Annotated in this window: 13 protein-coding genes, 8 tRNA genes and 1 riboswitch; of the genes, 5 read left to right on the plus strand and 16 right to left on the minus strand. The window is 44.0% G+C overall.

All coding sequences use genetic code 11. The annotated features are described in order from the left end of the window. Positions 1 to 14: 14 nt before the first annotated feature. From trmL to queG, 3 genes are all read right to left on the minus strand, one after another. Positions 15 to 497 (minus strand): tRNA (uridine(34)/cytosine(34)/5-carboxymethylaminomethyluridine(34)-2'-O)-methyltransferase TrmL, encoded by a 483-nt coding sequence (trmL, locus tag ACY3LV_RS17735; protein ID WP_087993706.1) that lies wholly within the window; start codon positions 495 to 497, stop codon positions 15 to 17. A gap of 37 nt (positions 498 to 534) precedes the next feature. Continuing rightward, positions 535 to 1464: an amidase domain-containing protein gene (locus ACY3LV_RS17740; protein ID WP_414957614.1), complete on the minus strand. Its 930-nt coding sequence runs from the start codon at positions 1462 to 1464 to the stop codon at positions 535 to 537. Positions 1465 to 1531: 67 nt separating this feature from the next. After that, positions 1532 to 2692 (minus strand): tRNA epoxyqueuosine(34) reductase QueG, encoded by a 1161-nt coding sequence (queG, locus tag ACY3LV_RS17745; RefSeq protein ID WP_464864258.1) that lies wholly within the window; start codon positions 2690 to 2692, stop codon positions 1532 to 1534. An 82-nt stretch (positions 2693 to 2774) separates the two neighbouring features. On the opposite strand from queG, the gene ACY3LV_RS17750 reads away from it, so the two are divergent. After that, positions 2775 to 3398 (plus strand): B3/B4 domain-containing protein, encoded by a 624-nt coding sequence (locus ACY3LV_RS17750; protein ID WP_148964355.1) that lies wholly within the window; start codon positions 2775 to 2777, stop codon positions 3396 to 3398. A gap of 90 nt (positions 3399 to 3488) precedes the next feature. On the opposite strand, the gene ACY3LV_RS17755 is transcribed toward ACY3LV_RS17750, so the two are convergent. Further along, positions 3489 to 3562, minus strand: a tRNA-Gly gene (locus ACY3LV_RS17755). A 193-nt stretch (positions 3563 to 3755) separates the two neighbouring features. On the opposite strand from ACY3LV_RS17755, the gene ACY3LV_RS17760 reads away from it, so the two are divergent. Continuing rightward, positions 3756 to 3956 (plus strand): helix-turn-helix transcriptional regulator, encoded by a 201-nt coding sequence (locus tag ACY3LV_RS17760; protein ID WP_087993737.1) that lies wholly within the window; start codon positions 3756 to 3758, stop codon positions 3954 to 3956. A 1-nt stretch (position 3957) separates the two neighbouring features. Further along, positions 3958 to 4431 carry a hypothetical protein gene (locus ACY3LV_RS17765; protein ID WP_148964354.1) on the plus strand — a complete coding sequence of 158 codons (474 nt, stop codon included), beginning with the start codon at positions 3958 to 3960 and terminating at the stop codon, positions 4429 to 4431. A 16-nt stretch (positions 4432 to 4447) separates the two neighbouring features. Here the strand turns inward: ACY3LV_RS17765 and rpsN are convergent, their stop codons facing one another. Continuing rightward, positions 4448 to 4717 carry a 30S ribosomal protein S14 gene (rpsN, locus tag ACY3LV_RS17770; RefSeq protein WP_061188229.1) on the minus strand — a complete coding sequence of 90 codons (270 nt, stop codon included), beginning with the start codon at positions 4715 to 4717 and terminating at the stop codon, positions 4448 to 4450. Between the two features lie 113 nt (positions 4718 to 4830). Continuing rightward, positions 4831 to 5367, minus strand: coding sequence for a hypothetical protein (locus tag ACY3LV_RS17775; protein WP_464864263.1), 537 nt, complete (start codon positions 5365 to 5367; stop codon positions 4831 to 4833). Between the two features lie 428 nt (positions 5368 to 5795). Between ACY3LV_RS17775 and katA the strand changes: the two genes are divergently transcribed. Further along, positions 5796 to 7247 (plus strand): catalase KatA, encoded by a 1452-nt coding sequence (katA, locus tag ACY3LV_RS17780; protein ID WP_202328531.1) that lies wholly within the window; start codon positions 5796 to 5798, stop codon positions 7245 to 7247. Between the two features lie 239 nt (positions 7248 to 7486). Here katA and thiC read toward each other — a convergent pair whose 3' ends face one another. The 3 genes from thiC to ACY3LV_RS17795 form a co-directional block, all read right to left on the minus strand. Beyond that, complete coding sequence (gene thiC / locus ACY3LV_RS17785; RefSeq protein ID WP_148964352.1) at positions 7487 to 9259, minus strand: phosphomethylpyrimidine synthase ThiC; 1773 nt, start codon at positions 9257 to 9259, stop codon at positions 7487 to 7489. A gap of 131 nt (positions 9260 to 9390) precedes the next feature. Beyond that, positions 9391 to 9498: riboswitch (TPP riboswitch) on the minus strand. Between the two features lie 68 nt (positions 9499 to 9566). After that, the gene (locus tag ACY3LV_RS17790) at positions 9567 to 10259 is read right to left on the minus strand and encodes a Type 1 glutamine amidotransferase-like domain-containing protein (protein ID WP_148964351.1); all 693 of its coding nucleotides are present in this window, start codon (positions 10257 to 10259) and stop codon (positions 9567 to 9569) included. Between the two features lie 292 nt (positions 10260 to 10551). Then, a complete protein-coding gene (locus tag ACY3LV_RS17795) occupies positions 10552 to 10749 on the minus strand; it encodes a hypothetical protein (protein ID WP_087993699.1) in 198 nt (65 codons plus the stop codon). Positions 10750 to 10892: 143 nt separating this feature from the next. On the opposite strand from ACY3LV_RS17795, the gene spo0M reads away from it, so the two are divergent. Then, positions 10893 to 11669 (plus strand): sporulation control protein Spo0M, encoded by a 777-nt coding sequence (gene spo0M, locus ACY3LV_RS17800; protein ID WP_464864259.1) that lies wholly within the window; start codon positions 10893 to 10895, stop codon positions 11667 to 11669. 51 nt (positions 11670 to 11720) lie between these two features. On the opposite strand, the gene ACY3LV_RS17805 is transcribed toward spo0M, so the two are convergent. The 7 genes from ACY3LV_RS17805 to ACY3LV_RS17835 all read right to left on the minus strand — a co-directional run bounded on the left by ACY3LV_RS17805 (position 11721) and on the right by ACY3LV_RS17835 (position 12632). After that, positions 11721 to 11802, minus strand: a tRNA-Leu gene (locus tag ACY3LV_RS17805). A gap of 279 nt (positions 11803 to 12081) precedes the next feature. Beyond that, a tRNA-Leu gene (locus ACY3LV_RS17810) sits at positions 12082 to 12170 on the minus strand. A 7-nt stretch (positions 12171 to 12177) separates the two neighbouring features. Continuing rightward, positions 12178 to 12248 (minus strand) — tRNA-Cys (locus ACY3LV_RS17815). A 5-nt stretch (positions 12249 to 12253) separates the two neighbouring features. Next, positions 12254 to 12328, minus strand: a tRNA-Gly gene (locus ACY3LV_RS17820). 49 nt (positions 12329 to 12377) lie between these two features. Further along, positions 12378 to 12449 (minus strand) — tRNA-Gln (locus ACY3LV_RS17825). Between the two features lie 9 nt (positions 12450 to 12458). Then, a tRNA-His gene (locus ACY3LV_RS17830) sits at positions 12459 to 12534 on the minus strand. Between the two features lie 24 nt (positions 12535 to 12558). Continuing rightward, a tRNA-Trp gene (locus tag ACY3LV_RS17835) sits at positions 12559 to 12632 on the minus strand. Between the last annotated feature and the right edge of the window lie 82 nt (positions 12633 to 12714).

The raw sequence follows: 12714 nt of genomic DNA on the forward strand, positions 1-12714 counted from the left end.
GAGCGGATTTACTTCTATTTCAAATCACGGTAATTTTGCTGGCGCAACGCTTCATAAATAAGAATCGCCGCGGTATTGGACAGGTTTAATGATCTGACGTGCTCTGTCATCGGAAGACGCAGGCAGCGGTCCATATTATTTTGAATTAAATCCTTTGGCAAACCGCTTGTTTCTCTTCCGAACACGAAGAAATAATCTTCGTCAAGCTCAGTGTAATCAAATGATGTATGAGGCTGCTGGCCGAATTTCGTAATAAAGAAAAACTGGCCTTTTTGATATGCCTCAAACAATTCTTCCAACGAATCATGATAGACAACGTTAACAAACTCCCAATAATCGAGCCCAGCACGCTTCAGCATTTTATCATCTGTTGAAAAGCCGAGCGGACGAATCAGGTGGAGCGTTGTATTGGTTGCTGCACAAGTACGTGCAATATTCCCTGTGTTAGCGGGAATTTCTGGTTGATATAAAACGACATGTAATGCCACAATGTTCACCTCTGTTTTTCTTATCCGCCCATCATTATATCATTAATTACGCTTTTGTCGTATCATCAACGATATGAAAAAAGGCATATCGTATTGACGGCGTGTATGCCGTAGAATCTTCATACGACCAAAATCTCATCCGGCTGTCATACGACTGGGCGTTAACAAGCGGCATATTGCCTTTGTCCTTCGCCACGACAATTGTTGTATGATTAAACCGGCCGTCTCCTTCAAAGTCATAGCAAATCACATCACCCGGCATCAGTTCTTCCGCTGATTTCACCCGCACCGCACGCAGGCCGGCCTTTGAATTCGACAAAAACATTTTCATAGAATGAGCCACCGTCCAGCTGTAGCTCCATGAACTTTGTTTCATCCACCAGCCTGACCCTCTGTTTGGATGGCCGCGCATCGGTGCGTCTCCCGCATGAAGACACTGAGAAATAAAATTCGTGCAGTTATCGCTGAAATTTTTATAAGCCGGGTTGCGCTTGTTCCAAAATTTCTCGGCATATTGCACAGCACCGAGACGATCGTATTGAAAGGCCCTGCCAAACGCTTCTCTTTCCTCTTGAGAATAGTCAATAATGCTGGTCCCTTCATGAAATCCAGCCGGCTTTTTCTCAATTTCCTGATCACTAATCAAAATGTGATCATAAAGGAAAGCCACCCGCTCCTCTATGTGCTCTTCCATATACAAGCTGTCGTCCTGCTCCTTGCACACGTATTCATAATGGATGGTATACGTCATGCAGGTCGTTCCGTCATCCTCAATCCGCGCATGACCGATGACGGCCTTCGCTTTCGCTTTTACGATATCAACTTTACGCTTTTCCAGAAGCTTCTTCTTTCGCTCCATGACTTCTAGGTCTCCGACTTCAGACTCCTGTCTCATAGCATGCCCGTTCACCAGATAGCTCAGCCGCTCCTCCGCTAATTGTTCTAAAATGTGCTTCAAGCTCACCCCACCCGCCATACTTTGTTATAGAGAAAAAACACTTGGATGCATCTCAAGTGTTTTTGCCTTCTGTTCTATACGTATGTCAGGACAGGCCTTGTTTAGTCATGCCTGAAGCTTTTAGCAACTCAATTCCTTTTTCAATTTCCTGCTTTGCCTCTTCATCCTTCTCTTTTTCCAGCGCTTTTTCAAGCTCTTCCGCGTATGCATGGTCTCCGATTTTACCGATCGCCCATGCAGCTGTTCCTCTGATAACAGGACGCGGGTCCTTATGCATCAGTTCCGTCAATTCAGGCAGTGCGGAAGCATCTTTAAAATGGGCAAGGGCGAGAATGGCGTTTCTCTGAATCGGTTTCTTCCCGCGCCAAGAACCTGAAACATGCCCGAATTTCTCCTTAAATTCCCGGTTGCTGATGGTTAAGAGCGGCTTCAATAACGGCTTAGCAATCTCAGGATCAGGTTCCATTTCCGGATGAAGATGAAAGTCCTTCCCTTTATTAAGAGGACACACCGTTTGGCACGTATCGCACCCATACAGACGGTTTCCAATCTTTGTGCGGAATTCATCAGGCAAAAATCCTTTCGTCTGGGTCAGAAAAGAGATGCAGCGCTGCGCATTCAGCTGTCCCGGATTGACCAATGCTCCCGTCGGGCAGGCGTCCAGACATTTCGTGCAGGAGCCGCACATGTCTTCAATCGGCAAATCTGGCTCAAAAGGTATATTTGTGATCATTTCCGCTAAATACACATAAGAACCATACTCAGGCGTTGTGATCATACAGTTTTTCGCGCTGAATCCGATACCCGCCCGCTCTGCAACCGCCCGATCAGATAATTCACCTGTATCGACCATTGACTTGGTTCTGATATCCTCATGCTTGCTCCTCAGAAATTCCTCCAGCAGATCGAGTTTTTCCCTTAGCACATCGTGATAGTCTTTGCCCCAGGAAGCTCTGCAAAAAATGCCCCTGCGCTCAGTTCTCGTGCTTCTCGGCGCATCCTTCATTCTGGAAGGATATGCGAGAGCAATCGCCACAATTGATTTCGCTTTCGGCAAAAGCAGCTTCGGCGTCACCCTTTTCTCGATATCCGGCTCTTCAAAGCCGGAGAGATAGCCGAGTGATTCTTGAAGAATCAAACGGTCTTTTAAACTGTCAAAAGTATCAGCGGTCGTAAAACCAATCTTGTCCACGCCAATGCTTTTCGCGTATGCAATTAATTCTTCTTTGAGCTGATAAATGTTCATGTTTTGCACAGCCTCCTTTCTTTGTGATAAAACGATACAGCGTTTATAATAAGTTGATATCCCGTATCTGGAGTGAATGCTTGTGACTATCAAACTTGATTCTGTTATTACTGAACGTGCGGCCGGCTTACATGCGGCGGCTGTGATTTATGAGAATATCGAAGTCGGTTCCTCTCCGCAAATGCTGAAAGGCAGGCTTCGCCTATTTCAAGAATCCTTGTTTTTCGACTATGCGGACGGCGGAATATCCGATGAACCCTTCGTCAAGGAATGGCGAGAACTTTTTAAACAGCTTACCCCTTCATTTGAGCGAGAAACAACTCCAATGGAGGACATGCTGATCCCGATATCCAAAGAACAATTCCTGGAAAGCAAGGATTCAGCCCATGACACCATCGATTTTTTCGCATTAAAATATTCTCTGCCCATTATGATTTATGACGCCGGAAAGCTTCATGAGCCAGTCCGAATCTCATTGGGAGAAAAAGAAAACATCCTGCTTTTCTCTGATGAAAACGGCATATTTGGCGATTTAAAAAACAGCGTCAATCGCTTTCCCGTTACTAACGAGACCAAAAACATGCTGCAAATCATCTTTTTCCCGCCATCCATAAAAAAAAGCAGCGCTGTTAAACTCTTATCATCATTAACGAAAATGTTTGAACAAATTCATGGCGGCGCCCATACAGTACATTGGCTTACGTAAAAGAACACAGATAATGTGTTCTTTTTTACATAAAAAAACGCAATACTTCGTTTATCTAAGAAACGAAACACTGCGTTAATAACGTATGTATGGAGCGGGTGATGAGAATCGAACTCACGACATCAGCTTGGAAGGCTGAGGTTTTACCACTAAACTACACCCGCATTTATGATAGTCAGTAACAGTATTGCTTTGACTTTTTTTATATTACACGTTTATTGATTTTTCGTCAAGGGAGTATAAAAATTTTGTCGAAAAAATGTTTTCTTTTTGTAAAGTTGTTAAGTCGCATTTACATAATGTTAAGTATACTATACAATATAATCAAAAGAGATTGTGAAGGGGACAGACGTCATGATGAAAAATAAAGTGAAAGAGCTGAGGGCGCGTTTGGGCTATTCCCAGGAAAAACTCGGAGAAACAGTCGGCGTCACAAGACAAACGGTGGCAGCTATCGAAAAAGGCGACTATGTTCCCTCACTGTTGTTAGCACTAAAAATCTGCAAAGCTTTCTCCATGAAAATGGAGGATGTCTTTTGGTTAGAGGAGGAATACTAAGATGAGCATGAAAACAAAAGCAGCTTTTCAACTAGTTTTGTTTGGCCTAGCATGCTGGACGCTGATTTCATACTTTAAAGCCTCTGAAGGCATAGCGGCCTTTTCCCGTACAAAGAGCGGCGAGATGGTGTTTGAATTAAACCTCACTCCCTTTATTCTGTTTATTGCGGCGGCTGCGGTTTATATGTACTTGCATAAGAAAAGCCGCCCTGCCAGAAAGCAGCTTCTCCTGCCTGATGAATTTGAAGAGCAGGATGAAAGAGAGCAGATGATGACGGCAAAAGCATGCCGCGCGTCTTATATCGCCGTCTATTTCTCGCTTCCTGCCGCAGCGGTTCTTCTCATTTTTTATCCGCTTTTTCAATCGCATATTCCGTTTTTCCCTATTATTATTGTGTTTATCATCATGATCATCCAGCACCTATCCTACGTCATCGCTTTCAAGAAAAACGAAAAAAACTCCGGCGCGCTGTAATCGGCCGGAGTTTTTCTTACCAGCTCGCTTTTTTCACACCGGGAATCTGTCCTTTATGAGCCAGCTCCCTGAAAGCGATTCTGGACATTTTAAACTTCCTCATATATCCTCTCGGGCGCCCTGTTACCATGCAGCGATTGTGGAGCCTTCCCGGTGCTGAATCTCTCGGCAGCTTGCTGAGTGCCTCGTAATCTCCTTTTTCTTTCAGCTCGCGTCTAATATCAGCGTATTGTTCAACAAGCTGCTGGCGTTTTAACTCTTTTGCCACTTTTGATTTTTTAGCCAAGTCACATAGCCTCCTTTTTAAATCGAAATTGTTACGATTTAAAATGTATCACGCACGATTCAAAAAAGCAAGTATACCGCTTTGTAAAACAGACGGCCTGAAGCCGCCCGTTTCTAATGATGCAATTCCACATAATACAGTAGCGCATCTTGATGCTTAATGAGCTCTTTTTTGTGTTCAGAGGTGTGCATTGGTTCGTCAGTCCCTTTAATACTGCTGCCGATCAATACAGGTTTTTCGAAAGAAATCGGTTTAGCCGACGAAATCTTCTGAGTCACTTCCTGTGCCGCGCTATCATCACGCCGAAACGACGAATCAGCCACAATATTTCCTTGTTTATCCACAATTCCAAAATGAACGGTGCTCAGTTTATTCTTACCTTCTCCCTCCTCATTCTCAAAGTAAACAAATTGTAATGAATCGGGTTTTTCCTCCGAGTAATCTGCACTTACCGGTCCAATGGTTTCAACAAGCTTTCCGTTTTGATAATGCTCTATATACATTTCAGCTCCAGAAATGCTATCACTGATATTTGCGACCTCGGCAGTGAAGGTTTGGGAGGCTGCAACATCCATTCTATTTTTTTCGAGATCTGACATATCGGCCTCTTTGATTTCCATTTGTTTTGTATCTTCGCATGCTGACAGCATAGCAATCAGGCAAATAATTGTTGTGCTTATCAATGTTTTCAGAAAATCAGCTCCCTTCTTTACATATCATACCATGTGTTCAAGGGCTGTGTTTTACTTAAACCTGCGCCTTATTGGCAGAAGCAAAAGCCAAGTCTGCAAAATAAACACTTTTCTAAGTGAGGATACCGGTCATAAACCAACTCTATTTATGCGAGATTTTGTCTGCCTGTTTATCACTTACTCTGCTTGTTTCGCAAATAGAAAAGAAAAAATCATGATCACACAAATTTTCATTGTTTTAAAACCTGTTATGACAGAGGTTTATCATCATTTTCAATACTAGATATCGCTTAATATAAATAACTATTTTATAATAATTATAATATGATATTGACTTTTTACTTAGAGATGATATTATGTTCTTATAAATTCCAAGAGGTGATCACATGAGTTCAAATAAACTGACAACTAGCTGGGGCGCCCCGGTTGGAGATAACCAAAATTCAATGACTGCAGGTTCTCGCGGACCAACTTTAATCCAAGATGTACATTTACTCGAAAAATTGGCCCATTTCAACAGAGAACGTGTTCCTGAGCGTGTTGTTCACGCTAAAGGAGCAGGCGCTCACGGATATTTTGAAGTAACAAACGATGTAACAAAATACACGAAAGCCGCTTTCCTTTCTGAAGTCGGCAAACGCACACCGTTGTTCATCCGTTTCTCAACAGTTGCCGGTGAACTTGGCTCGGCTGACACAGTTCGCGACCCGCGCGGATTTGCCGTTAAATTTTATACTGAAGAAGGAAACTATGACATCGTCGGAAACAATACACCGGTATTCTTTATCCGCGATGCGATTAAGTTCCCTGATTTCATCCATACACAAAAAAGAGATCCAAAAACACACTTAAAAAACCCTACAGCTGTATGGGATTTCTGGTCACTTTCACCAGAATCGCTTCACCAAGTGTCGATTCTGATGTCTGACCGCGGGATTCCTGCGACACTTCGCCACATGCACGGCTTTGGAAGCCATACATTCAAATGGACCAATGCCGAAGGCGAAGGCGTATGGATTAAATATCACTTTAAAACAGAACAAGGCGTGAAAAACCTTGATGTTAGTACCGCTGCAAAAATTGCCGGTGAAAACCCAGATTATCATACAGAAGATCTTTTCAACGCGATCGAAAACGGTGATTTCCCCGCATGGAAACTATATGTGCAAATCATGCCTTTAGAAGATGCAAATACGTATCGCTTCGATCCGTTTGATGTCACAAAAGTTTGGTCTCAAAAAGACTATCCGTTAATCGAAGTCGGACGCATGGTTCTCGACAGAAATCCGGAAAACTACTTTGCAGAAGTAGAACAAGCGACATTCTCACCTGGAACACTTGTGCCTGGCATTGATGTTTCTCCGGATAAAATGCTTCAAGGCCGGCTGTTTGCTTATCATGATGCACACCGCTACCGTGTTGGCGCAAACCATCAAGCGCTGCCAATCAACCGCGCACGCAACGAAGTCAACAATTATCAGCGTGACGGACAAATGCGTTTTGATAACAACGGCGGCGGATCTGTATATTACGAGCCTAACAGCTTCGGCGGTCCGAAAGAGTCACCTGAGGATAAACAAGCAGCATATCCGGTAGAAGGAATCGCTGACAGCGTAAGCTATGATCACAACGATCACTACACACAAGCCGGTGACCTCTACCGTTTGATGAGCGAGGATGAGCGTGCCCGCCTCGTTGAAAATATCGTAAACGCCATGAAGCCGGTAGAAAAAGAAGAAATCAAACTTCGCCAAATCGAGCATTTCTGCAAAGCCGATCCTGAATACGGAAAACGCGTGGCAGAAGGCCTTGGATTGCCGATTAAAAAAGATGCTTAATAGAGATGCAAAAACCCGCTGTGCAATTAGCGGGTTTTTTATTTAGTTACGCACTTCGTATGCTTCATATCAATTTCCTCCATGGGCATCGTTACTTCATAACCTCTCGTTTGTTTTCAAAATCAGAGCTTAAACGGCAAAATCTTATTCCCATTAATACAAAAAAAGGCCCTTATCTAAAAGATAAGAGCCTTCGGTGCCCCGATCAGAAATGCTGAAATTAATTCGCTGGCAATCTTTTATTTATAAAGCTGGCTGCCTTGATTTACAAATTCTTCGGCTTTTTCTTTCATCCCCTCTTCGATGGCATCCCATTCACTAAGCTCTTTGTCCTTCGCATAGTCCCGAATATCCTGAGAAATTCTCATGCTGCAAAACTTCGGACCGCACATTGAACAGAAATGAGCGGTTTTCGCTCCTTCTGCCGGCAAGGTTTCATCATGGTATTCAAGCGCTCTTTCCGGATCAAGAGATAGATGAAACTGGTCACGCCAACGGAATTCAAAGCGGGCTTTCGATAAAGCGTCATCCCGTTTTTGCGCTCCGGGATGCCCTTTGGCAAGATCAGCGGCATGCGCAGCAATTTTATATGTAATGACTCCTTCACGTACATCATCACGATTAGGCAGCCCCAAATGCTCCTTCGGCGTTACATAACAAAGCATGGCTGTTCCATACCAGCCGATCATCGCCGCTCCGATCGCTGAAGTAATATGGTCATAGCCCGGCGCAATATCTGTCGTCAGCGGTCCTAAGGTGTAAAAAGGCGCTTCTTTACAAATGTCCATTTGTTTATCGACGTTCTCTTTAATTTTATGCATCGGCACATGCCCTGGTCCCTCAATCATCACCTGAACATCATGCTTCCAGGCAATTTGCGTCAATTCTCCGAGAGTCTCCAATTCAGCAAACTGCGCTTCGTCATTGGCATCAGCGATTGATCCAGGGCGAAGCCCATCCCCAAGAGAGAAAGCAATATCATACGCTTTCATGATTTCACAGATTTCTTCAAAATGAGTATACAAAAAGCTTTCCTGATGATGAGCCAGACACCACTGTGCCATAATCGCTCCCCCGCGTGACACGATTCCCGTTGTCCGTTTGGCGGTTAACGGCACATACCGCAGCAAAACACCCGCGTGAATCGTAAAATAATCCACTCCCTGCTCTGCCTGCTCGATCAGCGTATCACGGTAAATCTCCCACGTTAAATCCTCCGCTACGCCGTTTACCTTTTCAAGGGCCTGATAAATCGGAACAGTTCCCACAGGCACGGGGCAATTGCGGATAATCCATTCACGCGTCGTATGAATGTCTTTTCCGGTAGAAAGATCCATCATCGTATCCGCTCCCCAGCGAATGGCCCACGTCATTTTTTCCACTTCTTCTTCTATAGATGACGTAACCGCTGAATTCCCGATATTCGCATTAATCTTCACATGAAAATTCCGGCCGATAATCATCGGTTCGCTTTCAGGATGATTAATATTTGAAGGAATGATCGCCCGGCCGCTTGCTACCTCATCTCTGACAAATTCGGGAGACACATGCTCGCGGATTGCGATAAACTCCATCTCAGGTGTAATGATCCCCTTTTTGGCATAATGCATTTGTGTGACATTTTGGCCTGCTTTCGCCCGCAGCGGTTTCCGCTTTAGTCCTGGGTAGCTTACGTTTAGGTTTGCTTTTTTATAACCGTTATCTTCTGGTTTGATCGCCCGTCCCTCATATTCTTCGACATCGCCGCGCTCACTGATCCATTTTTGGCGGAGAGGCTTTAATCCTTCTTGAATATGAATGGTCACATCAGGATCCGTATAAGGTCCGCTTGTATCATAGACACGCACAGGCGCGTTTTCCTCTTCGCCGAACGACCCTGTCGTCGGGCTCAATGCGATTTCCCTCATCGGCACTTGGATGTCCGCAGAAGAACCCTCCACATATACTTTCTTGCTACCCGAAAAACTCGACATAATAGAAATGTTGGCTTGCTGCACTGAATTGTTTTGCATCACTGATCTTCCCCTCTCTTCGTTTGAAAGGACAAAATCAAGCCCATAACCAGCACAAAAAACCGGATTCAAATGAATGAACCCGGTTACAGTCAGAAAGAAACTTATTATTGCCCAGCACGACAATAATAAAAACAATTTCTCTACTTCCCCACGCTGGTACGAACCAGATCAGGTCCAAAGGGTTAAGAAGCTTACCTTCTCTCTCAGCCCGAAAACGGGCACCCCCAGTAACTATTGATTTCGGACTTATCTTAACATAAAACCAACCTAAAAAAAAGAGGAATATATAAAATATTCAGCTAATTCACCCCAAATATTTGACCGGCAGCGGAGTTTCAAATATTTCATGTTCACCCCTCGTCACCCGATATACCTTTGCACCCGGTCTTGAACTCACTGTCTGAAACAGCTGATTATTTATGAAATGGAGAGCCGCTCCATCTTCCGCCGCATAGCCCTCGCACAAGAATTCGTTACATATCAGCTGATGGTATATCGGTCTCCGATCCTTCTCACCGTCATAATGAGGACAAAAGCTTCCTTGCAAAAAGCCTAAACTTTTCATACTTGTCAGCGGTCCGGCTGAATCCGTCACCCCTTCTGCAAACCAGCAGATCGCACCGGCACTTAATCCAGCTAGAACCACACCGCTCTTCCACGCCTCTCTGAGAATAAGATCCAGCCCCCACTCCTTCCATAGCACAAGCATATTCCGTGTATTCCCCCCGCCAACATAAATCACGTCCTTTTCCATAACAAAAGAAGTTAAATCTGTTGACGGCGGCTTAAATAAGGATAAATGAGATGGCACACAATCCAATGTTTGAAATGTATGATAAAACCGCTGAACATAGTTTTGGGAATCACCGCTTGCCGTCGGCAAAAAACAAATACGAGGCGTCTTCCGTGCCGATTGATTCATGATATATCGATCGAGGGACAAATTTTCTGGCTCCATCGAAAAACCTCCCCCTCCCATCGCAATAATCTGTTTCATCATCCCACTCCCCGACAAAATTTGTTATTCATTATAGCATGACACAAGCCTAAATATTTTTTTATCAGAAAGAGCTAGAACATTAAATTCCTAACGATGATTTATAGCCCGAATCAAACCTAACAGCAACTAAAACCAGCATAAAATAAAAATTGCGCAGAACAGAACTCGCAAACCCAGACCTCAGAAAGCGTTGCATGAACAATTAGTTACAGTTGTTCATTTCATAGAGAACTGTAACAAAGTCATAAAAAAAGACGGTGTCTCATTTATGGGACACCGTCTCTTCCTTTTATTGCTCCACTCTTTGTAAAGCCTCGTTTACCGTTTCTTTTATAAACGCGTCTTCACCGCTTAATGAGTCTAAACTGAGATCACCATTTCTCAGCCTTTCGGAAATATTGTTTATATCCTCTTCTACCGTGATTTGCAGTTCACCAGCCAAAAACATTCTATGTAATTCATCAGCAACCAGACTTTCTTTATTCATTTCAACTCCGCTCCTTTGCTTTAAATTATTCTTAGTCTGTCCCAAGACTTTACGAATATAGGAAAAAAGTATGAATCAAACGAATCTTTTTTCCTCTTTCTTACGTATATCTGTTGAGAAAAAGAAAAAGGGGAAGATCTAATATGTCATTTTTCAAGAAGTTTGCGGCAAGTGCCGGAATCGGTGCTGCAAAAGTAGATACAATTTTAGAGAAAGACGCCTATTATCCAGGAGAAGAAGTACGGGGAACTGTCCATGTCAAAGGCGGAAAAATCGCTCAGGACATCCGCTACATTGACTTACAGCTTAATACACGGTACGTCATTGTAAAAGACGATGAAGAGCACCGTAAATACGCTACAATCCATTCTTTTCGGGTCACTGGTTCATTCACCATTCAGCCTGGTGAAGAGCATCAATTTCCATTCTCATTCACTCTCCCTCTTGATACGCCGATCACTGTAGGGAAGGTAGAAGTCGCCGTAGTGACAGACCTTGATATTCAAGGCGGTATCGATAAATCCGACCATGACCGCATTTACGTTGAAGCGCATCCCTGGATTGAAAGTGTGCTGGAAGCAATCGAAAACCTGGGCTTCCGCCTGAACGAAGCAGACTGCGAACAAGCGCCCTACTTCCGGCGCCGACTTCCATTTGTTCAAGAATTTGAGTTCGTCCCAACATCAGGCTACTATCGTCAGATGCTTGATGAATTAGAAATTATTTTCCTTTTAGACGAAGACGGTTTAGACATGATTATCGAAGTCGACCGCAGAGCAAGGGGCCTGCGAGGATGGCTTGAAGAGATGTATAATGACGGAGAACAGCTCGTACGCGTCCGCTTCAGCCAATCAGAGCTTGAAGATGCAGAAGAGCTTGAAGAGGTGTTAGAAGAGATCATAGACCAATACGCTGAATAAATTATAAAAAAACAAAAACCCGTTTCTACATAAGAAACGGGTTTTTCAGTATACCGGTGGCCGGGGTCGAACCGGCACTCCAGAAGGAACACGATTTTGAGTCGTGCGCGTCTGCCAATTCCGCCACACCGGCAAGTTTTACGTCGTATCTAACCGACGAATATAAATATATCATGGATCTTATTAAGTGTCAACGAATTTCAAAAAAGTTTTTTTGGAAAGATAATAATTAAAAAGTGTTAAGAGACTTGGCTAAACATAATGGCTAAAGCAGCTTTATGATCATGTATCAGAACTTCTGCTTATGATAAATCAAAGCAATAAAAAAATGATCTACACAAGTAGATCATTAATATGATTAGTTATAATGATAAAACAAAAACACCAATTCGACTTATCATGTAAGTAAAATTGGTGCCGAGGGCCGGACTTGAACCGGCACGGTAGTCACCTACCGCAGGATTTTAAGTCCTGTGTGTCTGCCAATTCCACCACCCCGGCAAAAGAAAGGCGACACCCGGATTTGAACCGGGGATAAAGGTTTTGCAGACCTCTGCCTTACCACTTGGCTATGCCGCCGTAATTGGAGCGGAAGACGGGATTCGAACCCGCGACCCCCACCTTGGCAAGGTGGTGTTCTACCACTGAACTACTTCCGCATCTTAAGGGACTTAATACATGATATGCAATTGATATAAAAAAGTGAGACTGGGCTAGCTGGATTCGAACCAACGCATGACGGAGTCAAAGTCCGTTGCCTTACCGCTTGGCTATAGCCCAATGATAATATGGGGCGATTGATGGGAATCGAACCCACGAGTGCCAGAGCCACAATCTGGTGCGTTAACCACTTCGCCACAACCGCCATAATCTCAAGATGTCATAAATTTGGCAGGGGCAGTAGGAATCGAACCCACACCGGAGGTTTTGGAGACCTCTGTTCTACCGTTAAACTATGCCCCTATAAAAATGGTGGAGGGGGGCAGATTCGAACTGCCGAACCCTGAGGGAGCGGATTTACAGTCCGCCGCGTTTAGCCACTTCG

The sequence above is a fragment of the Bacillus sp. 11C genome, from assembly GCF_055486375.1.

Coding starts and splice junctions, on each gene's coding strand:
- ACY3LV_RS17760 (WP_087993737.1), top strand. CDS start 3,756: ATGAAAAATAAAGTGAAAGAGCTGAGGGCGCGTTTGGGCTATTCCCAG.
- thiC (WP_148964352.1), bottom strand. CDS start 9,259: ATGCAAAACAATTCAGTGCAGCAAGCCAACATTTCTATTATGTCGAGT.
- ACY3LV_RS17790 (WP_148964351.1), bottom strand. CDS start 10,259: ATGAAACAGATTATTGCGATGGGAGGGGGAGGTTTTTCGATGGAGCCA.
- ACY3LV_RS17740 (WP_414957614.1), bottom strand. CDS start 1,464: ATGGCGGGTGGGGTGAGCTTGAAGCACATTTTAGAACAATTAGCGGAG.
- ACY3LV_RS17765 (WP_148964354.1), top strand. CDS start 3,958: ATGAGCATGAAAACAAAAGCAGCTTTTCAACTAGTTTTGTTTGGCCTA.
- ACY3LV_RS17795 (WP_087993699.1), bottom strand. CDS start 10,749: ATGAATAAAGAAAGTCTGGTTGCTGATGAATTACATAGAATGTTTTTG.
- queG (WP_464864258.1), bottom strand. CDS start 2,692: ATGAACATTTATCAGCTCAAAGAAGAATTAATTGCATACGCGAAAAGC.
- ACY3LV_RS17775 (WP_464864263.1), bottom strand. CDS start 5,367: ATGCTGTCAGCATGCGAAGATACAAAACAAATGGAAATCAAAGAGGCC.
- spo0M (WP_464864259.1), top strand. CDS start 10,893: ATGTCATTTTTCAAGAAGTTTGCGGCAAGTGCCGGAATCGGTGCTGCA.
- katA (WP_202328531.1), top strand. CDS start 5,796: ATGAGTTCAAATAAACTGACAACTAGCTGGGGCGCCCCGGTTGGAGAT.